This window comes from Pseudorhizobium marinum (assembly GCF_000705355.1).
In the GTDB taxonomy this organism is placed as follows: domain Bacteria; phylum Pseudomonadota; class Alphaproteobacteria; order Rhizobiales; family Rhizobiaceae; genus Neorhizobium; species Neorhizobium pelagicum.
Window position 1 is genome coordinate 115,274 of record NZ_JMQK01000011.1, and the last position, 25,848, is coordinate 141,121.

The following is a 25,848-nucleotide window of genomic DNA, read 5'->3' on the forward strand; positions in this document are numbered from 1 at the left end:
GCGGCTGGCGCGGCTTGAACGCGGCGCTCCTGGCCGCCTGGCCGCCTGTACGTCGACCGGTGGGTCCGAATGGAGAGCTCCGTGATGCGGCGCTTGCAGATTGAAGCAGACATTGTTGCGGAGGATGACGGCCGTTTCGTCGGCCGGTTGGCTGATGCCTATGCCCTGCGGCGGCGCCCTTTGTGTCTTTGCCGCCCCATGGGAGTACCCATGTATGTGGCCCGCATCGGCAAAGGCCTGATCGTCAAACGTATGCCCCTGACGGGCAAGGATCATCATCCCAGCTGTCCCTCGTTCGAGCCGGCGGACACCCTCTCCAGGCCTGGCACAGGTCCGCGGTTGCCGGTCGGTTCAAAGACATCCGGCCGACCCACGGCCATCGATGTGAACGTGCGGCTTTCCAGAGGCTCCATCCCTCCGTCGGCGGGTGCCATCGCAAGCAGGGGGGACTGCAGGAGGGAGCCCAGGCTGCGGCTTTCCTTGCTGGCGCTGTTGCACCTCCTTTGGCATGCCAGCGGTCTGGTGGAATGGACGGGCTATTGGATCGGCAAGCGCCGCTGGTGGCATGTTCATCGCTATCTGGTGGAGGCGACGCGGCGCGTCTCCATCGAGGGCGAGATGCTGTCGGAGCGAGTGCTGGTTCCCGAACCGTTCAAAGTCGCAGACAAAAGAGCCATAAAAGCACGCCGGTCCCGAAGGATCGCGCGGCTCTTGCGCGATGGGTGGAAGCAAAGGATGCTGCTGATGGCGAGGTAAAGGCGTTCCGCGGTGTTGCGGAGGGTCAAGAGATCGTTGTCAGGCACATGCCTGACGTCCGCCTGCTTCTTGACAACGATCAGCTGCGTCGTCTGCATCGCCGCTTCTGTGCACCGCTCACCCTTTGGCGCAGCGAGAGAGGCCTGCATCTCATCGCGATCGCGACGGTCGAAGCAGCCGCTGCAGGCGCGCTCCGGGCCACCGAAATCGCCGTGATGACCGTCACGGAGCATTGGCTGCCAGTGGCAGACCTCCATGAGCTTCAGCTTGTCGCCAGGCTGGCGCGCAACCGCGGCAAGATGATCAAGGTGCTCAGCCTCGACGGTCCAGGGACACAACCGATGGCGACGGTGACCCTGCCCGATGCCAGGCCCCTGCCCTGGGCGCTTTATCTTGTGCCTGCCGATGCCGACACGGACTTTGAGTCGGCGCTTGCGCAAAGCATCCTGTCCCACCGCGATACGCGAGCCTGGATCTGGCGCCCCGCAGACGGCGATATGCCGCCGCTGCCCTACGATGGTATCAGGCGAGCTTCGGCCGATGGCGAAGACGGTTGATGATCCAGCCGACGATTGCACCCGTTGCCGCGCCAGCCGCCTTGACCAAGGCATCTTCCATGTGGGGGTGCCGGGTCGGCGACAGGAATTGCAGAAGCTCGATGAAACCGGCGCCCGCAACCAGCAAAACCGCGCAGACCAGAAAATGGCGCGGATAGCTGAGGACGAACAACATCACCACGACCATGAATGCCAAAGCGCGGTCAAGGTCGACCGAGAAGATGTCGTCAGGGCGCAGGCCGATCGGAGACATCGTCACGGCAACGATGGCGGCGAGCACGCTCCAGGCAGCGCATGTGATCAGTCGGTCTGTCATCTCGCTGTCATATTCAACGGGTGCTGCAGCGACAAGCCCTTCCAACCCTTTCTCCCGATGGTTTCAAGGACGACGGCGCCGATTCCGTCAGCACGAGCCATCCGGCACAAGTGCCTCCGCGAAGACCGGCGCGGTCGGTGCAACCACTCCAGCCAAGGCGAGGCGACCATAGCCAAGGGAGTGACGACAGGCCTGCTGGCGCGGGCAAAGAGGAACCAGCCGCATCCGTGACCGGCCGGTCGAAAGCTGTGCAGGGCGGCGACAGAAGGCGTTCATTCGTGGCACCAGGATAGCAGCCGAGAACAGCCTGCCGAAGCAAACGGGGCCACGTCCTTGCCGAAGCCCGCAGCGCCCCTGTCCGCAGGGCCGCCGTCTCCGGCACGGAAACCTCGATTTCCGGTTTCGGCAAGGTCTAGATCAAGGTTATGCGGCAGCGTACGCGCGCAAACCGTCAACGGGAGCGACCGCCAGGGTCGCCGCGTCCGGAACGCGCACCTTTGCGCCGGCCCGGGCGTTGCAGGAGAGGCTGGACAAGGGAAATCGACTGCCCCGCTCCCGGGAGCGGGGCAGTCTGTTCACCGGCCTTGGCGGCGCAAGGTGCGCGACCAGATGAGCTGCAGCTCATCATCGCCCTGCGTCGGCGCAAGCGTCGCGTAGATGGGTGCCTGAAAACTTGGATCGTCGAGCTTGACCGAAATATAGGCGTGCTCGCGATCAAGGGCCTGTCTTTGCCAGCCGACGCCGATTTCGACGTCGCCGGTAAGCACCCGGAAGTCGGGAGCACCTTTGGACGTCCGCTGCGAGCGGACGATCTTTGCCTTGACGTAGAGATTGAGTGTCTTGATGGTGCCGGTGAAGCCATTGTCGGTTGCTGTGAAGGAGCCGATCGTTGCCATTTTCCTGTTCCTTTCTGCCTCCTCGAGCTGCGCTCATCGCGGCTCGATGGCTGTCTCAGGACCGCAAACGATCGACGCGCACCCGAAGGGCCGCAACGCAGTGGAGGACGGCTTGGGACAGGCTTTGTTGCGCGCGAGGAACGGCCGCGATGCGGGCGGGGGAAGAAAGCCGCCCTGCCATTGCGCCAGGAAGATCGAGCCGCCCAATGCGGCGTTTTGCGGTCAGATATAGCCTCGAGATCGGTGACGCACGGTCGAACCGGGCAGCAACAGGAAATGGCGGCGGCTCCGACGCTGCTGGGTATCACCGCCGCATCATGGATGTCTGACACCTGCGGCAATGCACCGACGTGACAACGGGCCATTGCGGCCATCGGGGCTGTGGTCGTTTCAGCTCCCGTCTCCAGTCGGGCGCCAGGCTGGCGATCCACAGCCATGGCCGCTATAGTTCACCAGCGTCGTCCCGGGCTCCCATCTTGAGGGCCGTGGCCCGAGCAGGCGCAGTCCGGCAAACCCGTAGAAGCAAAGGCAGCGAAAAATCCTTGCAAACCGAGCGTCCACGCCTTACCCGGAACCGGAACTTTCCCGCCTATGCCTACCTGCCGGGCCGCCAGCCTCATCCGGTGCGCGATCCGGCCGGGCACAGTTATGGAATACCTGCCGGCGCGGCCGTCGCCTCCCTTGAAGCGGAGGAGCTGCTATGGGGGCACGATCTCTTCAATCATGGCTATTACTGGGAAGCGCATGAGGCCTGGGAGGGGCTTTGGCAAAGTGCCGACAAGGGCAGCCCTTTGCGCAACCTGCTGAAGGGCCTGATCTTGATTGCCGCAGCCGGGGTCAAGATTCGCGAGGGCAAGAGTGCTCCGGCCGTGCGCCACGCGGGACGGGCCGCCGGTCTCTTTCGCCAGTTGATGCTTGCTCCCGAGGGCAGCCACGGCCAGGCGCTGGGCATGTCACCGGCGACGCTTGCCGACCAGGTTCTTTCCACCGCCAGCGCCCCGCCATGCTTGACCGCCACCGCGCCAGGGAGGCCTCATGTGGTGTTCCCATTTATACTCGGCGACTTTTCCTGTCACACGCCGCCGCTCGCAAATGCTGCTGAAGACAGTCCGGTGATCTTGCCCGGGACAGGCTCGTGACCACTTGAGACCCGGCACTCGAACCACACGGCCGCTCGACCCGGCGACCACCGCCACGGCGTGTTTTCGCGTTCGGTGACCTCAGCCACCAGCCCCTGAAGCGGTGAGCCTGTCGATCTCCAGCGCCAGCTGATCCTGCGTATAGGGCTTGGGCAGGCGCGCCACGTCCAGTGTCGTGCCAGCCGGCAGTTCGGCGTAGCCGGATGCGATCAGGATCGGGAGTTTGGGATGGCGCGCGCGGGCAATGGCGGCGAGTTCTCCGCCGGTCATTCCGGGCATCGAGTAATCCGTAATCAGGAGGTCGAAGGGGGGGGCATCGGCCAAGCAGCTCAGGGCCTGCTGTCCTGAATGCGCCTCAACCACATCGTGTCCCAGATCAAGCAGCATATCGACTGAGCTCATGGCGATCAGGACGTCATCATCGACCAGCAGGATGCGTTTGGGACCGGACCGCAAGCCACCTTCTCCAGCCACGGCGGTCTCGATGCCCGCTTCGGCCGCGATCGCCGTGGAAACCGGAATCAGCAGCTCTGCGGTGGTCCCTTTGCCCGGCGTGCTCTTCAACCTCAAATCCCCTTTCAGCTGCAGCGCCAAGCCATGGATCATCGACAGGCCAAGGCCGGTCCCCTTTCCAAGCTCCTTTGTCGAGAAAAAGGGCTCGACCGCTTTTTGCAGCGTCGCCTCGTCCATCCCATGACCCTCGTCGGCAACAGAAAGAACCAGGTAGCGGCCGCAAGCGAGGTGGCCGGCAGCATCCCGAAGCTCCACCTCATGCAGCCGAATGCGGATCCGGCCGCCATCGGGCATGGCGTCGCGCGCGTTGACAGCAAGATTGAGAAGCGCCAGCTCGACCTGATTGGCATCCGCCGACACCAGCGGCAGGTGATCGGGCACCGCCGTGTCGATCACCACCGAGGACCCTACTGACCGCTGGAGAAGCTCCTCCATTCCGATCACCAGCCGACCCAGGTCAACCGGCCCCACCTGCAGCTCCTGACGGCGGGCAAATGCCAGAAGCCTTTGGGTCAAGGAGGCGCCCCGCCTGGCGCCCTGCAGCGCGCCATCGATCAGGCGGCGCGCCTTGACGTCATCGCTGACGTGCTTGCGCAACAGTTCGAGATTGGCGAGAACGGCCATCAGCAGATTGTTAAAATCGTGGGCGACACCGCCGGTCAGCTGGCCGATCGCTTCCATCTTCTGCGACTGGCGCAGCTGTTCTTCCGCCCGTTCCCGCTGGGCCACCTCCGCCATCACGGTCCGATGGGCTTCTTCCAGTTCGCGGGTGCGTTCGGCGACGCGTGCCTCAAGGATTTCGTTGAGCAGTCGCTGGTGTTCTTCGGCCTCGAGCCTGGCGGTGATATCGGCAGACACCCCGACCATCTTCAGCGGCTTGCCCGTCCGGTCGCGTGACACCTGCGCACGCGCTTCGACCCAATGCACTGAACCGTCCTTCCAGATCGTGCGGTATTCAATGGCATAATCCACCCCTGTCTCAAGCGTGGCAGCAGTCGCCGCCTGAACGCGCTCAAGGTCGTCTGGATGGATGCAGCCGATAAGCTCGGCATAGGAGAAAGCATCTTCTGGTGACCGGCCAAAAATCGCCTTGCAGGTCGGTGACAGGGTCAAAGTGCCAGTGGCGAGATCCCGTTCCCAGGCCCCAAGCCGCCCCGCCTCCATGGCCGTCTGCAGTCGCCGCTCCCCGTCATTGAGTTCCTGGATGCGCAGGCGGGCTTCATACTGGCGCCGCCGCCCACGCAGAGCGGAACGGGCGATACTGACGAATGTGGTGGCATGGAAGGGACGTTCCAGAAAGCTGACATTGCCCAGCACCTCCAAAAGCCTGGCTGCGGCTGGATTGCGCTCTGGTCCTCCGCCTCGGTTTGTCAGGACGAGGAAGGGCAGATCCGACCAGCTGGGCTGCGCTTCGATCCACGCCGACAGGGGCTTCAGATCGGCAAACCGCAGGGCGTCCTCTGTCACCACCGCAAAACCGATGCTGTCATCGAGGCTGGCGACGAAGTCGGAGAGGCTGTCCGCCGTGAGCGAGCGCATGCCGGCTTCCCGCAGCAGGGATGAAGCGATCTGCGCGTCGCGTCCGAGCGGTGCATAGATCAGCCCGATGGCGCTACGGTCAGGAATGGCCGTCTTCTCCCTCTGGCACGCTCATCAGCGATTGCGTATCGCTCACCAGCGTTGGCACCCCGCGCAGCACTCCCTGGAAGCCCGAGATCGGCTCTCCCAGGATCAGTCCGCTCTGGTCGATGCGATACTCGCGGATCGTCTCTTCATGGGCTCCGGTGCGCTTTTTGATGACGGAGATGGCCCGTCGCACCTTGCCGTAGGCCTCGAAGTAGCGCAGCAGGATCACCGTATCGGCGATATAGGTGATATCGACGGGCGACCGCATGTCGCCGACGAGCCCATGCTGTGCAACCGTCAGAAACGTGTTGGTGCCCTGCCGGTTGAGAAACTGCAGCAACTCGTGCACGTGCAGGATCAAGGCGTTTTCTTCCGGCATGGAGGCCTGATAGCCGTTGATGCTGTCGATCACCACGACGCTGGCATCGAAATCGGCAACCCGTTGTCTCACCCGCTGGGCAAATTCGCCTGGCGACAGCTCGGCCGCATCCAGCTGCTCGATATGCAGCATTCCCCGGTCCCGCATCGCCTCCAGGTCGAGGCCAATCGCCTTGGTCCTTGCAAAAAGCAGCCCGAGCTCTTCGTCAAACACGAAGATGGCTGCCTTGCCGCCGCGCGCGATGGACGCCGCCACGAATTGAAGCGCAAAGAGGCTCTTGCCGGTGCCGGCCGGCCCGATCAGCAGCGTTCCCGACCCGCGCTCGACGCCGCCGCCAAGCAGAGCATCCAGCTCCACGATACCACTGCCGATCGTCGTCCGCTCGAACGCGGTCTTGTGCTCGATTGCCCGCAGTCGCGGAAACACGGTCACGCCACCTGTGCGGATCACGAAGTCATGGTAACCACCGCGAAATGCCTGTCCGCGATATTTCACGACCCGCAGTCTTCGTCGCTCCGCGCCGTAGTCGGGGGCGAGATGCTCCAGGTGGATGACGCCATGGACAACGCTATGGACCGTCTTGTCCAAAGTGTCTGACGTCATGTCATCGAGAAGCAGAACGGTCGCTTCCGAGCGCGAGAAATAATGCTTCAATGCCAGGATCTGCCGTCGATAGCGCAATGAGCTCTGGGCCAGCAGACGAATTTCCGACAGGCTATCGATAACCACCCGATGCGGCTTGACGCGCTCGAAGCTCTCGAAGATCAGCTTGGTCGTCTCGCCCAGTTCCAGGTCGGATGAATAGAGAAGGCTCTGCTGCTGGTCGGCATCCAGCAGGCTCTCGGGTGGCACCAGCTCGAAGATCTCGATGGCCTCGTTGATCTCGATTCCATGGGAGCGCGCACTGTCTCGCAGCTCTTGCTCGCTCTCAGATAGGCTGATGTAGAGACAGCGCTCGCCCTGCTCTGCCCCTTGCGTCAGAAACTGCAAGGCAATCGTTGTTTTTCCAGCCCCCGGAGAGCCTTCGAGCAGAAAGACGTGCCCGCGAGACAGTCCTCCAGCCAGGATATCGTCCAATCCAACCACGCCGGTCAGAGCTTTATCATCTAGGTGTTTCGTCATCTGATCCTCAAACTGCAGGAATGACATAGCGCGTCGACGCCGTAAAGCGAGTACGAGACAACGTCTTAATGGGTCTTTTGTTCTGGTCTCGGCCGCCTGCCCACGTTGCGTCGGGGCAGCAGCACCTGGAACTTGCCGCGTGCAGATGGCGTCGCCGGGACGGCGTGCCGGAGCGGCGCATTTTAACAATTCGCGCAACCTTTTGTTGGTGCGTGCCATGCAAATCTTCGGCGAAAACCGCGAGGACATGATGGCCTTGGTCGATATGCAGACGATGCTGTCCATGGTGCAGCTGATGGAAGAGACCGATATCCTCGTTGGTGTCTTCGACGAAACGGATCGGCTTCGCTTTGCCAATCGGGCGTTTCGTGCGGCCTGGTCTGTCGCTCCCCAGGAGATGCCGCTCTGGTCGGATATGATGCGCCGGAACTATGTGGCCGGCCGCGGGACGATCATCAGCAGTGGCGATTTCGAAACCTGGCTGCGCTCCACATTGGGCCGGCGGGGCAAGACCGGCTTTCGCGCCTTCGAGACGGATCTGCACGACGGTCGGTGGCTGTGGATGACGGAAACGACGCAAGAGAACGGCTGGATGCTTTGCGTCGCCAGCGACATCACCAGCGTGCGGGTCGACGAGCGTGCCCTTCGTCAGGACCGGGACAATGCCATCAAGGCGGCCCAGACAGACGAGCTGACCGGGATTTCCAGCAGGCGCTTCGTGATGGCGCGGCTTCGCGCTTTGACGGCCACTGCCGGCGAGGCCTGGTCCGACGTGGGCTACGTCGCCGTCCTCGATATCGACAACTTCAAGTACATCAACGATCGTTTCGGGCACGCCACTGGCGACGCGGTTCTCAGGGACTTTGCCGAGACCCTTCAGCGCCTGGTGCGTAAGACGGATATCCTCGGCCGCGTTGGCGGTGAAGAGTTCATTCTCATCTTGCCACGCACCAGCCTGGCGGAAGCTGAAGCGATAATTGACCAGATGCTGGCGGCGGTGCGTCGATCGCGACCGCTGCCGCAGGAGGTGAGCTTCCGCTATACCTTCTCGGCAGGACTTGCCGGGGCTCGACAGGGCCACGACCCGGACGAGGTGTATCGGCGCGCCGATTTGACCCTTTACGCCGCCAATGAGGGGCCGCGATCAGATCGCCATCACCTGAAATACGAGGGTTGGTCGCGGGCGGGTGACACAATGGGGTGCGCATCCGACCAAAAATATCCTTGAAGCTGCGCATGGCTGCCATAGCTTGCTAGTCAGCATACCCTTCGACACGATTCTGGAACGCGGCAACAGCATGGGCGGTAGAAGTGGAACTTCGATGGCAACGCGGCTGGTCTCCGGCCAGGCGCCGCTCATTGCCGTCCTCTTGGTCTCCAGCCTTGTCGGCGCCTACAGCGACGAGGGTGGCGACGCCGGTCGTATGCTCGGTTTCTATGCCTGGAGTGCCCACTCCCTTTGCGCCATTTATGCTCTGACCCACTGGGGTGGCCTGTGGAAGGTCTATGCGGTCGCCTCGCTTGTCGCCGTCGTGGGTCTTGACGCGGGAACGCCGCTCAGCGCCCTGGTCAAACTGGTCAGGATCCTGGTCGCGGATCACGCCTTCGGCTGACCTCTACCACCCCCGGCCCAGCAGCCTGATCGCGCCGCCACCGCGTCTGCCGGAATGCCAGCGACAGGCGGCGCATTATGGATGAAAGCCCTTCTGGAAGAAATGAAGAGTATCGGAGACATCAGCATAGCGTCGCCCGATTTCGGGCAGGATGGCGGGAATTCTCGTCACGGTCCGCGCGGTTAAAGGGATGCCGCAGGAGCCTCAGCATAGCGACCCGAAGGGAGAGGCGGGACCGACTTCCCCCGCTCGGGGCGTTCCGCATCGCCGTTGCGAGAAACTGGCACGGTTGAGGTCGCCGATGGTCTGTCGTACCTCGCGATGCCAGTGACAGACATGCCCCTTTCGCGCAGAGCACGCGCCGGTCGATGGAGCCGGTCCAGCGCCGGTAACCGGCAACGACAAAACCCACTTCGACCACTCGCCAAGCGGCCCCCTGGACAGCCGAGAGCCGGGAGAGGACGAGCTTGTGCTGGGTCCCGTTCCCGAATCAGCGTATGAGCGGAACGCCAGTTGCAGTGGAGCCGGCCCCGATGACAATTGAAGTACGTCGCAAAGTGTATGAGAAGGTCTCTGCTCGACTCAAGGCAAGCGGCACACCATTCGACGATGACCCGCGGTTTCTTTCTGCCGTTGAGGAATGGATCAATGGTGCCATCGACATCGGTGAACTGCGCAAGCGATACTTCGACATCCAACGCACACGGACGCGGCTATCGTCCGATCACGGTGGCGACTAGCAATTCGAGATCAAGGACGCATCAGCACTCGGCATCATTCCCCTGCCAACGACGCGCATCCAACCACCGCTTGTGCGGTTGCGGACAGAAAGCTCGGCCCGTTCAAAGTTACGACGCCGACGGCGACACCGAAGTGCCCTCGCGCCGCAGCGGACACAAGGTATTGCGAGCCGTAAATCATCGCCGGTGTCGCGGACGCAACTTGATATCGACGCAGTGATGCTGTTGCGATATTGGATATGTTACGATGGCAACCGGAGAGCTGGCAACAATACCAGTCAGGCGCTCCAGGATGCCGGCGGCGCCAGTGCCCGAGCGTGGAGATGGAATATGCAGCAGATCGATGCGGTGGATGCAACGAGATCTTCCTGGGAAACGGTGGCCGCCTACGTCCTGACGGTATGTCAGGAGCGAGACAAGGCATCCCTGTACAGCTATCTGCAGGTTGCTGCCGACCTGGTCGAACCAACAAAGCGGCTGGTTGCCGACATGAACGGCGACGACTCCTTCACGATCGTGGAGGAGGGCGACGATTTCCCCGGCTCCTCACCGGCCCCGCGGCCCCTTTCCCCCGACCATCCGCCAGGAGCCCTGTCGGTAGCGAGGGGCGCAATCCTGAAGGCACTGGGCGTTGGAGGATAGTGTTTGTGAATCTGCAGGCTCGAGAGGATAGCCGGGCTTCTCCGCTGGCCTCCACCCGGGCCTCGATCTGCCGCTTTATCGAGGTGCGCTCCCGCTCAGTGCGAGCGGGACAAAGCGGTTCATGCCAGGACCCTGTCACAAGCCATCAACAGAGAAGCGCTCGGTCGACAACAGCGAACCGGTCTGCCATCCTTTCGTTCAGCTCAGGTGCTTTTCAATCTCCGGCACCGGCAGGTTCCCAAGGTCCTTATCGTGCTCCGCAATGATCCGATCGTGCAGGGGCACTTATTTCTGCTGCCGAACCGGTCAACGAACACGAGAAGGTCCGCGGGCATTCGCCAGAAGTTCTGCCGCCGTCGCCGATGCCCCAAACAACTGCAAGAGCCTGTTGACCTCCGATCGGGATAGATCGTGGCGCCGTCCAAAATCCTGGACACAGAGAAAATCCTTCTTCGGATGATCCAAGCCTATCCGGTGTGGTACTTTGCCACTCCTTCGTGCCCATCGGGCACGGTCGTTGACGAAATTGTATCTCCCAATGCTCATCGGTCATCTCCTTCGCTTGCGCGATCGTCCCAGACTGACCCCTGTTCAGAATAGCAGGGTCACGGAGTCAGCGATGTGATCCACATCAATCTGATCGCCTTGCACTGCGGCGGCGCATCAGATCGGAACCGCCCGCCTTGACCCGGTCCTCTCATGTCGCTCGTTGGAGTTCGGCTTCTCGTGCCCGGGGTCCGTGCAGGTTCTCACCACCGCCGGCAGTTTTCCGCAATTGTTTGTAGCAACAGCCACCAACCCCACAGGCCCTGACCGATGCGGACTTCTCAACGGACTGCGACCCCCAAGGCGTCTTGGTGCGCGCGCTTGGCCAGGCATGGGCTTCCATTGCTCAGGGGTACTCGGGGAGCATTCGTGCGGCCCATTCCCCATATTCCGCAGCCATTCCAACGCTCTGTCAGCATCTCCTCGGGTCTTGGCTCAAGACCCACACGGAACGTCATCCTTCTGGTCGAGAAGCGGTGCCAGGCTCTGGCGTGGGATTCGCGCAGACGGACGATAGTCCGTTCGGACATGGAGCTCGCACCCCCTGTCCCGTCCTTTTCTCACGCCGGGCATCCATTCGCCTCAAGCTCGCGAAGGTCAGCCTCTCCCAGTGTTTCGACCTCCAGAAGCTTGGACGCCGAGCGTTCCAGAATTTCGCGCCGTTCATTCAGGATGCTGACGGCCCGGTCGAAGGCGCGATCGATGATCATGTGGATCTCGGCGTCTATTGCATCTGCTGTTTGCTCGCCGTAGTCGTGCTGGCGTGCGCCGCCCACCAGGAAGTCTGGCCTGAGATAGGACGGCTGCTCGGTTTCCAAAGCCATGTGACCCAGCTTCTCCGACATGCCGTATCGGGTCACCATGGCGCGCGCAATGTCAGTGACCTTGGCCAGATCGTCTGCGGCACCGGTGGACCAATGCTGGAAGACGATGAACTCCGCCGCCCGTCCGCCCAGCAGCACCGCCATTTTGTTCTCCAGTTCCTCCTTGGTCATCAGGAAGCGGTCTTCCGTCGGCCTTTGTATGGTATAGCCCAGTGCGCCGACGCCACGGGGAATGATTGAAACCTTGTGCACCGGGTCGACGCCTGGCAGCGACAGCGCAACGAGCGCATGCCCCATTTCGTGATAGGCGACGATCTTCCTTTCCTTCGGGTTGAGCAGCCTGTTGCGTTTTTCCAGGCCGGCAACGATCCGTTCGATCGCATTGGTGAAATCCTCCATCGTCACGGCGTCAGCATGCCGGCGCGTCGCCAGGAGTGCGGCCTCATTGACCAGGTTGGCGAGATCGGCCCCGGTAAAACCCGGCGTCAGTGCCGCGACCTGTTCCGGATCGACGTCGGAGCCAAGCTTTGCCCTCGTCATATGCAGCTTCAGGATGTCGATACGCCCTCCCTTGTCAGGCCGGTCGACCAGGACTTGCCGGTCAAAGCGGCCGGCCCGAAGCAATGCGGGGTCGAGGATCTCGGGCCGGTTCGTCGCCGCCAGCAGCACGACGCCCAGCGAGGAATCAAAGCCATCGAGCTCGACCAGGAGCTGGTTGAGAGTCTGCTCCTTCTCGTCGTTTCCACCCATCATCGGGCCGGCGCCACGGGCCCGCCCCAGGGCATCCAGCTCGTCTATGAAGATGATGGCGGGCGCCTTTGCCCGTGCCTGCTCGAACAGATCCCGCACACGTGCTGCGCCGACGCCGACAAACATCTCGACGAATTCCGACCCTGATATCGAAAAGAACGGCACCCTCGCCTCACCCGCCACAGCGCGTGCAATCAGCGTCTTGCCTGTCCCGGGTGGCCCGACGAGCAAGACACCTTTCGGCATTCGACCGCCGAGGCGGCCGTAGTCCTGCGGATTGCGCAAGAACTCGACGATTTCACGCAGTTCGTCCTCGGCCTCATCGACGCCAGCAATGTCATCAAACGTCACCTTGATGTCGGTTTCCACATAGACCTTGGCGCGGCTCTTGCCGATCTGCATCAAGCCGCCGACCCCACCGCCGGCGCCCATCCGCTTCATCATCAGGTACCAGATGCCGAAGAACAGCAGGATGGGCAGCGTCCACGACAGGATGTTGCCGAGAAAATTGCTCTCGATCCGACCGGTGTAGACGACACCGCTCTGTTCCAGTCGCGCAATCAACGCCGGATCGACGCGGGTGGTGACGAACATCGTCTCGCCGCTCGCCAGGGGTTGCTTGAAGGTGCCCTGGATGAAGTTTTCGGAGATCGCCACGTCGGCAATCCTGTTTTCGCGCAGATCGGTCTCGAACTGGCTGTAGGGTATCTCGGTGACCTGCTGGCTGTAGGCGAACAGGTACTGGATGATCACAACCCCGAAGACCGCCAGGATCCCATACCAGATGTTGAACTTCGTGTTGTTGTTCATTGCGGTGAGCGTCCTTGGGGGCGGCGCCCGGGACGCCCGTAGCAAAAGACAATCCCATTCGGCAGCAACGCGCAAGGGATAGTTTGTGCCAATCCTTCAGCCATCGGCAGGACCGGATGGGCGCAGATAACTTCGATTGCGGACCGATGCGGCTCCTTTACCCTTGACCCTGTCAAAGGCACGCCGCCGGAAACTGGCGCCTGCCGATGCCATTGCTTCTAAGAGTGGCCGCGGCCAGAGCCTGGACGCACGCCTGGCGTCCGGTCTGAGTTGAACCGGCCATTGAAGCCGAGGGACCGCGGGCCTGTGCAAAGGAGTTCTGCTGCCGTTGCCTTCGTCCCAAAGATCAGCACGCGCCTTTTGACGCCCCTTTCATTCATCGACTTGAATAGGCGTTATTGCTATTGTGATGGCACCTTACTGGAAGAAGGCTCGATAAGTGATATCATGGTGGCATTCTATTTGTTGTCTCCGGCGGAGATTGTTGTTGGTCTCGCGGAACGAATGAAGCGCCGTCGGATTGATTTTGGCCTGACGCAACGGGAATTGGCGGCAAGAGCCAATGTCTCATACGCATCGCTGAGACTGTTTGAAACGCGTGGGAAAATCTCCCTCGAGAGCCTCGTGAAGATCGCCTTTGCCCTCGAGGCCGAGGCCGAGTTCGAGCAATTGTTCCCAAGTCGGCCACCGAAGACAATCGATGACGTCGTTGATCGTCCTGTTAGGCAGCGGGTGCGCCGGAAATGAAATTTAGACCCGTCCAGCGGATGAGCGTTGTTTTGGACCTCGAAGGGAACGAGAAGAAGCTCGGCACCCTCGCTTGGAGCGGCAAGGAACGTAGAGCCTACTTCGAGTACACCGCAGAGTTCCTCGCCGCGCCCCTGTTGGTTTCCCCATTTCACATGATGGCCGCTCCAGGACTTTTTGCGGCAGCCCGCGATCCTTTCGACGGGCTCCATGGACTGTTCAATGACAGCTTGCCCGATGGTTGGGGGCGTCTATTGCTGGACCGCCGCCTCCAGCGCGCGGGCATCGATTACAACCAGCTCACCCCCATCGACCGCCTCTCTGCGGTTGGCAGAACGGGAATGGGCGCGCTGACATATATTCCTGATCTACCAGACAACCAGAAGCAACCAAACGAGGCTGATCTCGACTGGTTCGCCGATCAGGTGAAGTTGGTGCAAACGGAAACGGATGTTGCAGACATCGATAGTTTGCAGGGTGCTCAAGGTGGATCCGCGGGTGCGCGTCCAAAGATCATGATCGGTTTCAACCAGGCTGACAACGTCTGTGTCCTGGACTACGGCCAGCCATTGCACGCGGGATTTGAAAGATGGATGGTCAAAGGTCCCAGTCCTGAAGATCCGCCTGAGATCGGTGCCGAGGAGAAGGCCTATGCACTCATGGCGGTGGCTGCAGGGTTGCAGATGGCTGACACACAGCTATTCCACACTCGGAAGGGACGGCGGCTTTTTGCAACGAAACGGTTTGACAGGACGCCTGCCGGTAGGCTTCACATGCACACCGCAAGCGGCCTGTTGAATGCCAGCCACCGTGAGCCCTCTCTGGACTACGAGAAACTGCACAAGCTTACGCACATGATGACGCGCGACGCTACGGAAGTCCTCAAGATGTTCCGAAACATGGTGTTCAATGTCTACGCAAAGAACCGGGACGATCATGCAAAGAACCATGCTTTCCTTATGGACGGGGACGGCCGTTGGTTCCTGGCGCCCGCCTACGATCTTACCTTTTCGTCTGGACCCGGCGGGGAGCACAGCACGGCTATAGGTGGTGAAGGCAAGGCGCCCGGCATGCCTCACCTCCTAAGCGTCTCCAGAGGAGCTTCGATCTCTGATAACGATGCAAAGGACGTGATAGAGCAGGTCCGGACAGCAATCGGTCGCTGGCCCGAGTTCGCTGAAAAGGTTGGCTTGTCCAGATCCCGTGCGGCCGAACTCCACGCGTTCTTGAACACGTGAATGGCCGGGTCAGACACTGCGTCGGCACGATGCAACCCGCCGATGAAGGCGGCACCGGGAGAAGCGCCTTTGGCGATGTTCCAAGCCAGGCCGAACACACCGCGGCCGATCGTCCGAAGAGACAATCTTGCCGGACGACTGCAGACGTTGCCTTGTCCGATGGCAAGGAGCCGGCGTCGTCATCTCCGGTGTTGCGCCGATCGGCGTGCAGCCAGTTCCACTGCATGAGAGGGGACCTTTTCTAGAACTCAGATCTGGTGCGGATAGTGGATTGCGGCAAGCCTTTGCACTGCGCCAACCGGCCTGCAGATGACATGTCGAGCAGCCGGCTTCAGGCGTACCGTCTGCCGCGGCATGCATCTCAGGTTCTTGACATCGTGACGTCGAGGCTTTCTATTGGTAGGATGTCAGACCAATTTTGGATGTCGTCTTGAAGATCTCTCCGCTGCCCTCCACCAGTCGAGTCAGGCAGGTCACGGACGCCCTCGTCGACCACATCACGAGTGCGCAGCTGAAGTCGGGGGATCGTCTTCCGGCTGAGCGCGAGTTGATGGAAGCCCTTGCGGTGGGCCGCTCAACGATCCGCGAGGTCCTGCGCCACTTCCAGGCGCTCGGCGTCATCGAGACCCGCAAGGGCAGCGGCAACTATCTGCTCAAGTCGGTGTCGCGCGCCACCATCCACATGCCGTTGTCGCTTGAGAGCACGAACCTTCGCGACGGTCTGCTGCAGACGCTTCAGGTCCGGCGCGGGCTGGAATGTGAAGCGGGCATGGTTGCCGCACGCGTCCGCACCGCAGACGATCTGGCCGACATCGAGGCGAAGCTGACCGAGATGGAGCGCGTTCATCTCGAAAAGGGCGCCTCGGGGCCCGAGGACCTCGCCTTCCACCTGGCGATCTATGACGCCACCCATAACCCGCTGTTCCGTCAGCTGCTCGAACAGATGCGCGAAACCTTCGAGCGCTTCTGGAGCCATCCGTTCGAACGCTTTGATTTTGCGCGCCGATCCTTCCCGTTTCACCGAACCCTGTTTCAGGCCATTGCCGCGCAGGATGCCGAAGCAGCAAGAGCTGAGACCCTGAAGATTCTCGAGATCGTCGAGGAAGACATCAAGGAAATGTCGAAATGAATGCCGCAGGCCTCCCCGCTGATCTTGCCTCCCTGATCGTCGCCCATGACCAGGGCAATGCCTATGATGCCGTCGTTCCCCCGATTGCCCAGACATCGCTGTTCACCTTCAGCGACTACGACCAGATGGTCTCGGCCTATCGCGGAGACATCGTCAGGCCGATCTATACGCGCGGCCTCAATCCGACGGTGCGCGCCTTCGAGGAGATGCTGGCAAAGCTGGAATGCGCCGAGGACGCCCTGGGCTTTGCCAGCGGCATGGCCGCCATTTCCGCCACGGTCTTGAGTGTCGTCTCCCCCGGAGACCGCATCGTCGCCGTGCGCCATGTCTATCCCGACGCCTTTCGTCTGTTCGGGACAATCCTCAAGCGGATGCAGATCGACGTGACCTATGTCGATGGCCGCGACGAGATGGCGGTCGATGAGGCGCTGGCGGGCGCCAGGCTGTTCTACATGGAAAGCCCGACGAGCTGGGTCATGGAGGCGCACGACGTCGGTGCCCTGGCCCAGCTTGCCAGGCGCCATGGCGTCGTCTCGGTGATCGACAACAGCTGGGCAAGTCCTGTCTTCCAGCAACCGCTCACGCTCGGCGTCGACCTCGTCGTCCATTCCGCCTCCAAGTATCTTGGCGGCCACAGTGACGTTGTTGCCGGCGTCGTTGCCGGACCGAAGGCGTTGATCGATCGCATCCGCGCGGAGACCTACCCCTACCTGGGCGGCAAGCTGTCGCCCTTCGACGCCTGGCTGCTCATCCGTGGACTGCGCACCTTGCCGATCCGGATGAAAGCGCATGAGGCCTCGGCGCTCGACATCGCACGACGGTTGCAGGCGCACCCGGCAGTCGAGCAGGTCTGCCATCCGGGCCTGTTGAATGAGCTGCCGCCGGGGCTGCACGGGACCTCGGGCCTTTTCTCGTTCGTGTTTGCCGACGGCATCGATATCCGCGCCTTTGCCAATCGGCTGAAGCTTTTCAAGCTGGGCGTCAGCTGGGGTGGGCACGAGAGCCTGATCGTCCCGGGCGAGGTCGTCCTGCAGCAAAAGGCGCAGCCCAATTTTGCGCATGCCTTCGGCATCAGCGCGAGATCCGTTCGTCTCCATGTCGGCCTCGAGGGAACCGAGGCGCTGTGGAGCGATCTTCAGGAGGCCATCGAAGCCGCCTCCTGAAGACAGTCAACACCAACTGGGAGAAAGATCATGATCAAGACGCTGATGAGTGCGGCCCTGTTTACATCGCTGCTCGGTGGCACCGCGTTTGCCGAGACACTGAAACTCGTTGAAGTCATCACCAGCCCGGAGCGGACCGAAACCTTGAAGTCGATCGTGTCGACATTCGAGGCGGAAAACCCTGGCACCACCGTGGAGATCATCTCGCTGCCATGGAACGAGGCGTTTCAGAAGTTCGCGACCATGGTCTCGGCGGGAGACACGCCGGACGTGATGGAAATGCCCGATACCTGGCTGTCGCTTTATGCCAACAACGGCATGCTCGAGAGCCTTGAGCCCTACCTGGAGACCTGGGAAAACACCAAGGAACTGACGCCGCGCGCGCTGGAGCTGGGACGCACCGTCGATAACACGGCCTATATGCTGCCCTACGGCTTTTACCTGCGGGCGATGTTCTACAACAGGACGCTTCTCGAAGAGGCGGGCATTTCAGAGCCGCCGAAGACCATGGACGAGTTCATGGCCGCGTCCGAGGCTGTTTCGAAACTGCCGGGAAAATACGGCTACTGCATGCGCGGCGGCGCCGGCGGCCTGAACGGCTGGATGATCTTCGGCGCCTCGATGGCCGGCAACAACAGCTATTTTACCGAAGACGGCACCTCGACCCTCAACACGCAAGGGTGGATGCAGGGACTGCAATGGATGGTCGACCTCTACCAGAAGGGTTACGCGCCCAAGGACAGTGTCAACTGGGGCTTCAACGAGGTTGTCGCCGGCTTCTACTCCGGAACATGCGCTTTTCTCGACCAGGATCCCGATGCTTTGATCGCCATTGCCGAGCGCATGAAGGCGGAGGATTTTGCCGTCGCGCCGCTTCCCAAGGGCCCCGACGGCAAGTCCTTCCCGACCATTGGCTATGCCGGCTGGTCGATGTTTGCCGACAGCGACAACAAGGATCTGTCCTGGAAGCTGATCTCCACACTGCAAAGCCGGGACGGCAATCTGGAATGGAACAAGCGCATCGGTGCCCTGCCGGCCTACACCTCGGCGGAAGAGGATCCTTTCTTTGCCGGTGACCAGTTCAAGGGATGGTTTGAGGAGCTTGCCGATCCCGACACGGTCCCCACCGTGATGCCGACCTACCTGGAGGAGTTTGCCTTCTTCAAGGACTCGCTGGCGATCAGCACCTCGCAGGAGGCACTGCTTGGCGACCTGACGGTCGAGGAGCTCGCCAATCAGTGGGCGGACTACCTGACCAAGGCGCAAAAGAAGCATCTTGCCAAGCAATAGAAGCCCCTGGGCGACAGACGTCACCGGCGGCCAGTGCCGCCGGTGACGTCCAGCAGCAACACGACAGCGTAAACGGGGACGACCGCATGAGTCTGGCTGGCACAATGGGAGGGCACAAGCGCAAGCCGTGGCTGAAGCGGTTGGCCGACACCTCCGAACCCTATCTGTACAGCGCGCCGTCCCTGATCCTGATCGTGACCGTGATGCTGGTCCCCCTGGCGCTGGGTATTTCCTATGCATTCCGGGACATCCAGCTTCTCAACCCCTTCTCCGGTGGCTTCATCGGTCTGGATCACTTCCGGGCTCTGGGCGAGGACACCGCCTTCTACCGGGCCCTGAAAAACACGCTGTGGTGGACGGGCGCCTCGGTGTTCTTGCAGTTCACCTTCGGGCTGATCCTCGCCCTTCTCCTCGACAAGCCGTTCTGGGGCCGCGGGGTGGTTCAGGCGCTGGTCTTCCTGCCCTGGGCGGTTCCCTCTTTCCTTGCCGGTCTGAACTGGGCATGGTTGTTCAATCCGGTGATTGGCCCGCTGCCACACTGGTTCTTCGCCCTTGGCCTCATCGATCAGCCGACCAATCTCCTTTCCGATCCGCATTATGCGATGTGGGGGCCGATCCTTGCCAACGTCTGGTGGGGGATCCCGTTCTTTGCCATCACGCTGCTGGCGGCCCTGCAGGCCATTCCGCGTGACCTCTACGAGGCGGCATCGATCGATGGCGCCACCGGCTTGCAGCGCTTCACGTCGATCACGCTGCCATTCCTTGCCCCGACCATTGCCATCACCGTTCTGTTGCGCACGGTATGGATTTCCAACTTTGCCGATCTCATCGTGGTGATGACGGGCGGCGGTCCGGCAGACCGCACCCAGATCGTCGCCAGCTATATCTTCACCCAGGCGTTCAGGCGGCTGGACTTCGGCTATGCCTCGGCGATCGCGCTCGTGTTGCTCGCCCTGCTGATGGCCTATTCGATGCTGATCATCCTGTTGCGCCAGTCGCTGCTGAGCAAGGACTAGACCATGCAATCAGGCCTCCTCCCGACAATCGCCCACCGGCTTGCGGTTCTTGCCTATGTCGTCTTTGCGCTGTTCCCCTTGTTCTGGCTCCTGAAGGTGTCGGTCACGCCCAACGACCTTCTGTACTCGGAAGGGGTCAGGATGTGGCCGTCGGCCACGACCTTCGAGCATTATGCGCATGTGCTGCGCCACAGCGCCTTTCCGACCTTTTTCAAGAACAGTGTGATCGTCTCCGGCTCGACGGCCGTCATCGTCACCCTTCTTGCCTCGCTGTCGGGTTATGCGCTGTCGCGCTTCAGCTTCCGCAGCAAATACTGGATCGTCGCCTTGATGCTGCTCACCCAGATGTTCCCGCTGGTCATGCTGGTGGCGCCGATCTTCAAGATCCTGTCACCGCTGGGGCTGACCAACAGTCTGACGGGACTGGTGATCGTCTACAGCGCCTTCAACGTGCCGTTTGCGACCTTCCTGATGCAGTCCTTCTTCGACGGCATCCCCAAGGATCTCGAGGAGGCGGCCATGATCGATGGCGCGACGCGCTTCACGGCCTTTCGCCAGATCATCCTGCCGCTGACACTGCCGGGCATTGCCGCAACCCTGGGATTTGTCTTCACCGCCGCCTGGAGCGAGCTCCTGTTTGCGCTGATGCTGATCAACGGCAATGACGCGGCGACCTTCCCGGTCGGACTCTTGACCTTCGTCTCGAAGTTCTCGGTAGATTTCGGGCAGATGATGGCGGCCGGCATCCTCGCACTCATTCCCGCCGGTTTCTTCTTCCTTCTCATTCAACGCTATCTGGTGCAGGGCCTGACGGCCGGTGCAGTCAAAGGTTGATCTCATGGCCTCTATCTCGATCAAGAACCTGAAGAAGGCCTATGGCACCTTCTCCGTCCTGCATGGCGTCGACCTCGACATTGCCGACGGCGAATTCGTTGTGCTGGTCGGGCCGTCGGGGTGCGGCAAGTCCACGCTGCTGCGGATGATTGCCGGTCTGGAGGGCGTCACCGAGGGGGAAATCCAGATTGACGGGGCGCGCGTCAATGACCGCCATCCCAAGGACCGCGACATCGCGATGGTGTTCCAGTCCTATGCGCTTTACCCGCATATGACGGTGGCGGAGAACATGAGCTACAGCCTGAGGCTGCGCAAGGTGGCCAAGGATGTCGCCGCAAGAGCGGTCACGGCAGCCTCCCAGAAGCTTGGCCTGGAGCCGTTTCTTGCCCGGCGCCCCAAGGCGCTCTCGGGGGGGCAGCGCCAGCGCGTGGCCATGGGACGCGCCATCGTCCGCCAGCCGAAGGCCTTTCTCTTCGATGAGCCGTTGTCGAACCTCGACGCCAGGCTGCGCGAGCAGATGCGCGCCGAAATCAAGAAGATGCATGCCGATCTCAAGGCGACGTCGATCTATGTCACCCATGACCAGATCGAGGCGATGACCCTTGCGGATCGCATCGTTGCCATGCATGGCGGTGTGGTCCAGCAGGTCGGCAGCCCGCTCGATCTCTATGACCGTCCCGCCAACCTGTTTGTCGCCGGCTTCATTGGATCGCCGGGGATGAACTTCCTGGAGGGGCGGGCCGAGAAGGACGGAATCCGGCTCAGGGACGAAAGCTTCATGGCCATGGGCGACGTGCCCGAACATCTGCTCGGCCAACAGGTGACGCTCGGGATCCGGCCGGAGCACGTGGTGCTTGATGCGCACGGCCAGGGGATGCCGGCGCATCTGGATCTGGTTGAGCCGACCGGCTTCGGGATCATCCTGCATCTGACGCTGAACGGCCTGCCGTTGAAGGTCTTTACGCTCGATCGCGCCGTGCTGCAGGCCGGTCCGATGGTCGCGGTCACCCTCGCGCAGGAGCATCTGCATCTGTTCGGGCCCGATGGATCAAGGATTGGCGGCACATCAGACCCAGCAGCGGCGGCGTGAGGCGCTGGTGAATGATGTCCAGTGTGCGACGCCGGTAAAGGGGGCAACGCGAATTCCGGCAGACGCTACAGGCGAGATGCCAGATCCACCGCCTCCGTCTGCGGTCGAATGTCGGACCAGACCATCGCTCAAACCTGTCGCTCGCGGATTCTCCTTTGCATACTGGCGAGGCAAGCGGCCCCTGGCCCGTTCGAACGCGGTGCTGAAGGCTTGTGGTGCCGAGCCGTTGACGCTGATAGGCGGACATGGTCGCGCTCGATAGGGACCGCGGTGAGGAGGCAGACCCCAACCGCGACATCTGGGCAATCAGGTAGCAACTGCCACCAGACGTAGGATTGCGCCGTCCGATGTTGAACGAGCGTCGGCGACGAAATCTCATGCAGCCACGCAAAGTGGAAGCATGAGATTTGGCCGACCAGATTGAGCAGGAATTAAGTAACAATCAGCGCGATGCCGCAGAGGCGTTCGTGCGGAGCCTTCTGCAGCGGCGGTTTCACGGCCAACGTCACCGAGAAAGAAAATGCGGGCGCGTCAGGATTTCTCCGCCCGGCCACCCACTCGATCAGGTCTGGGGTCTGACGCCTCCCATCCTCCGCCTGAAGTTGACCAGACCTTCTTTCCCATCCCCCATGCCGTGGCGCCTTCGATCGGTGCCCGTCATCTTCTCGGCGTAGCATACGGCATCTTCGAGAAGGCCGAAGTCGCTATCCTGAAGGCGGAGAGAGCCAATCGCGAGATGCTTCCTCCATTTGGGGCCTCGCCTCCAGGCTTCCATCCATGCCGCGCCCAGTTCGAAGTCTTGTTTAGCCTCCGCCAGCCCACGGATCAGAGACGCAGACTGCGCGAGGTCCTTTGACACCTTGCTCGCCGCCTCCATCCCGCCTTGTCGTCGTGTCGAGAGGATGAGCTTGTGCACGGCGAAACGCTGAGGCGCAGGCACCACCACCCCTACCCCGGCACCATGAAGGACGACTGATCTGACCGGTTCGTAGATCAGGAAGTCGAGAAATGGCAGGGCTTGTGCGCCGATATCGCCGAGCGCAGGCAACTTCGACAGGCCCCTTCCATAGTCCGCATCGCCCCTGTTCGGGGTCAGAATCTCGATCTTTAGACCAGCCTTGTTCCGATATCCCGCCACCAGATTGGGGGAGAAGGCATTGAAGATCGGCTTGAACGTGCTGTCGACCTCTTCGAGAATGTTGCCGATGTCGGTCATTGAGTCGTCCACGAGGACTGAGATGCTATAGAACTGGGCGATATCGATGTCGTCGGTCCGGTAGGTGGCCCGATCGAGCTTGATCCCCAGCAGCCCGCCGTAGGCCTGGAAGGCATGCGATCCCACGAGGATCGCGCGAAGGCGGAACAGGCCGTTGGCAGCCAGTTTCTCGATCGCCTCGCCTTCAGTAGCAGACGGAGACGGAAGTCCAGACCGCCTGAGCTGGCTCGCCAGCTTGCGACGTGCGGTGTAGTCGGCTTTAAGTGCGCTTGCGTTCTCGACGCGCCTGGTAACCTCGACATCGTCGACAGGCCCTACATATTTCGACCGAAGCTTTGGAGGTGCCGAGCCGTCACCTCTCTCGAGCGTACGGTGATACCAGTATTCACGGTTGTGCCTGCGTAGTTTGATGAAGGAACCTGTCGTGGGAAACTGGTCGCTAAACTGGACATCATGAGCCCGCTCAACGAGCTCGGAAAACGCGGTTTGATCGAGACTGGAAAGCGATCTCATGGCTTCACCTTGCTACAAGTCTGCCGAACTTGTAGCAAGATTACACCAGTCGAGATCTTGCTACAAGTCTGCCAAACTTGTAGCAAGACTGGGTTTCGGGATCCAGCGCAGAAGGACGGTATGGCTCCCGGATACTGCTGCCGCCAGCCGGGCCTCGCGCCTTCCCTGACAGCGGGACTTGAAATCCATCCGTCAACTGTCACATATGAAACGACAGATGACGCGGGAGAGGTGTGATGGTGGTTGCGATGGAAGGTTTTCAGGACGCCACGAGTGGAGATCTGCAAAAGATCGCGGCTTTGCTGGGTGGAGCGAACGCCCTGTCGCGCCGCCTGACAAGCGCGCTTGATGCCCATGAGCTCTTGCTGCACGGTCTGCCCGTCTCAGCAGTTGATCACCTGATTGGCACATTGGTCCTCATAGGCAAGGGTGACACGCTGGAAAAAGCCGTTGGCATGAGTCTGCGGACCTGGCAGCGGCGCAAGGATGCACCATCGAAACCACTGAGCCAGGAACAGAGCGGACGGGCATGGAAATTCGCCGAGATCCTGGCGAAGGCAACGGATGTCCTGGGAAGCCAGGCAGAAGCCGAGCGGTGGCTCGAGCTTCCCGCGATTGGCCTCGATCAACGCTGCCCCATCGACCTTTTGGGAACTCCTGCCGGCGTCGAACTGGTTGAGGATTATCTCCAGCGACTAGAATACGGCGTCTATGCATGATGCCTTTACCGATTGCGCTTGGTGGCTCCGAGTTACTTGCGTGGCGGATCGATCAGGCCAGATTTGCCCCGACCTGGGACAGTGGCGAGGGCGCGTATCGTGTAGGTGGCCGCTGGAACAGCAAAGGTGTGCGTGCAGTCTACTGCTCTCTTGACCCCTCAACCGCGATTCTGGAGGTTGCGGTTCACAAGGGGTTTCGAGCCCTCGATACCGTCCCGCATGTTCTCACGGCGGCCGTCGTCACAGATCACTCCGCGGTGCATGTCGTCCATCCTGCCGATGTTCCCAATCCGAACTGGCTGCGCCCTGGCATCCCTGGAGCCGGCCAACAAAGATTTGGTGTCGATCTGCTGCGGCGCTACCGCATCATCGCCATTCCGAGCGCAGTGTCGTCGCACAGCTGGAACCTGGTTTTCCTGGCCAGCATGGCCATGGGCGCCTATATGGTGAAGCTTCAGGAAACCTTCGCGCTCGACACTCGGCTCCGCCCGCCGTCTGTATGACGCCCCCCAACCGGTGCGCGCCAGACGAGGTGGCAGCAGGTATGGGAGGTCGATGTTGGTCGACCTTTGAGGCTGCAATGGAAATCATCTGGCGTAAGGGCTTAGGAATGAAGATCGCCATTGCTCCGCGATCGGTGATCGTAATCGCTAGCCTAGTGGCCGCTTTGCAAGCGCCTGTGTATCTTCCTCAATGGTTCACGATCTTTCGTGCGGCACTGGCGGGTTCTTTTTGAAGCAAAAAGAAAGCCCGATCGATATAGCAGTCAAGAATCAGCAAAGCTTGCCACGGCTTGACGCACGGAGTGCAAGTTGGTGCGGCCGAGCATGTTGATGTTGCTCAGGCGGCTCCTCACGCAGTCCAAAGGATGCATGAGCGTGATCGACACATTCTCGGGATTTGCGGCGTCGGCGAAGGTGATGGAATTGGCACGGAGGGATTTAGCCTCGACGCCTTTGATGTGCGCGAGAAAATCGCCCACGATATCCCGCTCGCCGAGTTTGCCCGTGACCACAGCTGCATTTGGCGTGTGGTTATCACCGTCGGGAAGCTTGAGTTCACCACCCACAAGACTGTTCGCAAGCGCTTCTTCGGCTGCTCTGTTGTGATAGAAGTCGAGGTCCTTGCTGGTCAGTGCCCCAAGCCTATCCAGCTCGGCATCGACACCATGGAAGAGCTCAGCCCAAAGGTTGATCGCCTGACCACCAACGATTATAGGTTGGTGCTTCTGGACAAAGCCAAGGAGGGTCTGGACTTCTTCCACGGTAAGGTGTGGTTCGAATTCGTGTCGATTAATCGGCATGCTGGTCCCTTATGAGGGGGCCAGAGCTTTACCGCCAATAGCGACCATCTTGTACCGATGAAGAGGAAGCGCGGAAAACACCGAGTTCTCTCGACGAAGTTCGGATGGCTCCACCGAGCCAGCGTTCAGGCGCGCCTGATCACGATCGCGGCTCTCTTGCTTTTCGAGAGCGCGTTTGCGTGAATCCAGATGGGCGACCCTGTAGCTCATGGCATTCTTCCCAACCAAAAAATTGTTTACATCAACTCAACTCAACGCAAAGTTCAGTGTTCCCGACATTAGTCTCGCGGCGTTCCCGACATTAGTCTCGCGGCGGCTCAGGCTTCGGTACGCTTAAAAACTACGACAGCCGCTCGGCGGT

The 25,848-nt window shown here is 61.2% G+C and carries 24 protein-coding genes and 1 pseudogene; 17 read left to right on the forward strand and 8 right to left on the reverse strand.

The window, feature by feature from the left end:
* The first annotated feature begins 84 nt into the window (after positions 1-84).
* Positions 85-1,313: pseudogene (locus EO99_RS28575) on the forward strand (DUF1173 family protein).
* Here EO99_RS28575 and EO99_RS0114760 read toward each other — a convergent pair.
* The gene (locus tag EO99_RS0114760) at positions 1,279-1,629 is read right to left on the reverse strand and encodes a VanZ family protein (protein ID WP_029619399.1); all 351 of its coding nucleotides are present in this window, start codon (positions 1,627-1,629) and stop codon (positions 1,279-1,281) included. The pseudogene EO99_RS28575 and the gene EO99_RS0114760 sit on opposite strands and share 35 nt — an antisense overlap.
* A gap of 575 nt (positions 1,630-2,204) precedes the next feature.
* Entirely contained in the window at positions 2,205-2,525 is a 321-nt protein-coding gene (locus tag EO99_RS0114765; RefSeq protein WP_029619400.1) for a DUF736 domain-containing protein, read from the reverse strand.
* A gap of 485 nt (positions 2,526-3,010) precedes the next feature.
* Here EO99_RS0114765 and EO99_RS26335 point away from each other — a divergent pair, with 485 nt between their 5' ends.
* Positions 3,011-3,664, forward strand: a complete 654-nt coding sequence (locus EO99_RS26335) for a DUF309 domain-containing protein (RefSeq protein ID WP_235776829.1) — start codon at positions 3,011-3,013, stop codon at positions 3,662-3,664.
* Positions 3,665-3,745: 81 nt separating this feature from the next.
* On the opposite strand, the gene EO99_RS0114775 is transcribed toward EO99_RS26335, so the two are convergent.
* Positions 3,746-5,716 carry a hybrid sensor histidine kinase/response regulator gene (locus tag EO99_RS0114775; RefSeq protein WP_081852078.1) on the reverse strand — a complete coding sequence of 657 codons (1,971 nt, stop codon included), beginning with the start codon at positions 5,714-5,716 and terminating at the stop codon, positions 3,746-3,748.
* Between the two features lie 79 nt (positions 5,717-5,795).
* On the reverse strand, positions 5,796-7,304 hold the full coding sequence (locus EO99_RS0114780) for an ATPase domain-containing protein (RefSeq protein WP_029619403.1): 1,509 nt from the start codon (positions 7,302-7,304) through the stop codon (positions 5,796-5,798).
* Positions 7,305-7,521: 217 nt separating this feature from the next.
* Here EO99_RS0114780 and EO99_RS0114785 point away from each other — a divergent pair, with 217 nt between their 5' ends.
* The 4 genes from EO99_RS0114785 to EO99_RS0114800 all read left to right on the forward strand — a co-directional run bounded on the left by EO99_RS0114785 (position 7,522) and on the right by EO99_RS0114800 (position 10,299).
* Complete coding sequence (locus EO99_RS0114785; RefSeq protein ID WP_235776830.1) at positions 7,522-8,532, forward strand: GGDEF domain-containing protein; 1,011 nt, start codon at positions 7,522-7,524, stop codon at positions 8,530-8,532.
* Positions 8,533-8,626: 94 nt separating this feature from the next.
* A complete protein-coding gene (locus EO99_RS0114790) occupies positions 8,627-8,917 on the forward strand; it encodes a hypothetical protein (RefSeq protein ID WP_029619405.1) in 291 nt (96 codons plus the stop codon).
* Between the two features lie 533 nt (positions 8,918-9,450).
* A complete protein-coding gene (locus EO99_RS25785) occupies positions 9,451-9,657 on the forward strand; it encodes a hypothetical protein (protein WP_037112020.1) in 207 nt (68 codons plus the stop codon).
* A gap of 330 nt (positions 9,658-9,987) precedes the next feature.
* Positions 9,988-10,299 (forward strand): hypothetical protein, encoded by a 312-nt coding sequence (locus tag EO99_RS0114800; RefSeq protein ID WP_029619406.1) that lies wholly within the window; start codon positions 9,988-9,990, stop codon positions 10,297-10,299.
* A 1,106-nt stretch (positions 10,300-11,405) separates the two neighbouring features.
* Here EO99_RS0114800 and ftsH read toward each other — a convergent pair.
* Positions 11,406-13,229 carry an ATP-dependent zinc metalloprotease FtsH gene (gene ftsH / locus EO99_RS0114810; RefSeq protein WP_029619407.1) on the reverse strand — a complete coding sequence of 608 codons (1,824 nt, stop codon included), beginning with the start codon at positions 13,227-13,229 and terminating at the stop codon, positions 11,406-11,408.
* Positions 13,230-13,676: 447 nt separating this feature from the next.
* Between ftsH and EO99_RS0114815 the strand changes: the two genes are divergently transcribed.
* From EO99_RS0114815 to EO99_RS0114850, 8 genes are all read left to right on the forward strand, one after another.
* The gene (locus EO99_RS0114815) at positions 13,677-13,976 is read left to right on the forward strand and encodes a helix-turn-helix domain-containing protein (protein WP_235776831.1); all 300 of its coding nucleotides are present in this window, start codon (positions 13,677-13,679) and stop codon (positions 13,974-13,976) included.
* Positions 13,973-15,214, forward strand: coding sequence for a type II toxin-antitoxin system HipA family toxin (locus EO99_RS0114820; protein ID WP_029619409.1), 1,242 nt, complete (start codon positions 13,973-13,975; stop codon positions 15,212-15,214). Before EO99_RS0114815 ends, EO99_RS0114820 begins: the two co-directional genes overlap by 4 nt.
* Positions 15,215-15,644: 430 nt before the next feature.
* Positions 15,645-16,343 (forward strand): FadR/GntR family transcriptional regulator, encoded by a 699-nt coding sequence (locus tag EO99_RS0114825; RefSeq protein ID WP_077067089.1) that lies wholly within the window; start codon positions 15,645-15,647, stop codon positions 16,341-16,343.
* Entirely contained in the window at positions 16,340-17,506 is a 1,167-nt protein-coding gene (locus EO99_RS0114830; protein WP_029619411.1) for a PLP-dependent transferase, read from the forward strand. The genes EO99_RS0114825 and EO99_RS0114830 overlap by 4 nt, the downstream gene beginning before the upstream one ends.
* Positions 17,507-17,536: 30 nt before the next feature.
* Positions 17,537-18,796 carry an ABC transporter substrate-binding protein gene (locus EO99_RS0114835; protein WP_408002872.1) on the forward strand — a complete coding sequence of 420 codons (1,260 nt, stop codon included), beginning with the start codon at positions 17,537-17,539 and terminating at the stop codon, positions 18,794-18,796.
* An 86-nt stretch (positions 18,797-18,882) separates the two neighbouring features.
* Positions 18,883-19,812 carry a carbohydrate ABC transporter permease gene (locus EO99_RS0114840; RefSeq protein ID WP_029619413.1) on the forward strand — a complete coding sequence of 310 codons (930 nt, stop codon included), beginning with the start codon at positions 18,883-18,885 and terminating at the stop codon, positions 19,810-19,812.
* 3 nt (positions 19,813-19,815) lie between these two features.
* Positions 19,816-20,646 (forward strand): carbohydrate ABC transporter permease, encoded by an 831-nt coding sequence (locus EO99_RS0114845; RefSeq protein ID WP_029619414.1) that lies wholly within the window; start codon positions 19,816-19,818, stop codon positions 20,644-20,646.
* Positions 20,647-20,650: 4 nt separating this feature from the next.
* Complete coding sequence (locus tag EO99_RS0114850) at positions 20,651-21,736, forward strand: ABC transporter ATP-binding protein (RefSeq protein ID WP_029619415.1); 1,086 nt, start codon at positions 20,651-20,653, stop codon at positions 21,734-21,736.
* 562 nt (positions 21,737-22,298) lie between these two features.
* Here the strand turns inward: EO99_RS0114850 and EO99_RS0114855 are convergent.
* Positions 22,299-23,465: a nucleotidyltransferase family protein gene (locus EO99_RS0114855; protein ID WP_051679881.1), complete on the reverse strand. Its 1,167-nt coding sequence runs from the start codon at positions 23,463-23,465 to the stop codon at positions 22,299-22,301.
* Between the two features lie 236 nt (positions 23,466-23,701).
* On the opposite strand from EO99_RS0114855, the gene parS reads away from it, so the two are divergent.
* The 3 genes from parS to EO99_RS27480 all read left to right on the forward strand — a co-directional run bounded on the left by parS (position 23,702) and on the right by EO99_RS27480 (position 24,920).
* Positions 23,702-24,184 carry a type II RES/Xre toxin-antitoxin system antitoxin gene (parS, locus tag EO99_RS0114860; RefSeq protein WP_051679882.1) on the forward strand — a complete coding sequence of 161 codons (483 nt, stop codon included), beginning with the start codon at positions 23,702-23,704 and terminating at the stop codon, positions 24,182-24,184.
* A complete protein-coding gene (locus tag EO99_RS0114865) occupies positions 24,181-24,687 on the forward strand; it encodes an RES family NAD+ phosphorylase (protein WP_029619418.1) in 507 nt (168 codons plus the stop codon). The genes parS and EO99_RS0114865 overlap by 4 nt, the downstream gene beginning before the upstream one ends.
* A 77-nt stretch (positions 24,688-24,764) precedes the next feature.
* A complete protein-coding gene (locus EO99_RS27480) occupies positions 24,765-24,920 on the forward strand; it encodes a hypothetical protein (protein WP_156034822.1) in 156 nt (51 codons plus the stop codon).
* Between the two features lie 30 nt (positions 24,921-24,950).
* Here EO99_RS27480 and EO99_RS27485 read toward each other — a convergent pair whose 3' ends face one another.
* Positions 24,951-25,487 carry a hypothetical protein gene (locus tag EO99_RS27485; protein ID WP_156034824.1) on the reverse strand — a complete coding sequence of 179 codons (537 nt, stop codon included), beginning with the start codon at positions 25,485-25,487 and terminating at the stop codon, positions 24,951-24,953.
* 9 nt (positions 25,488-25,496) lie between these two features.
* Positions 25,497-25,697 (reverse strand): hypothetical protein, encoded by a 201-nt coding sequence (locus tag EO99_RS27490; protein WP_077067082.1) that lies wholly within the window; start codon positions 25,695-25,697, stop codon positions 25,497-25,499.
* Positions 25,698-25,848: the final 151 nt, after the last annotated feature.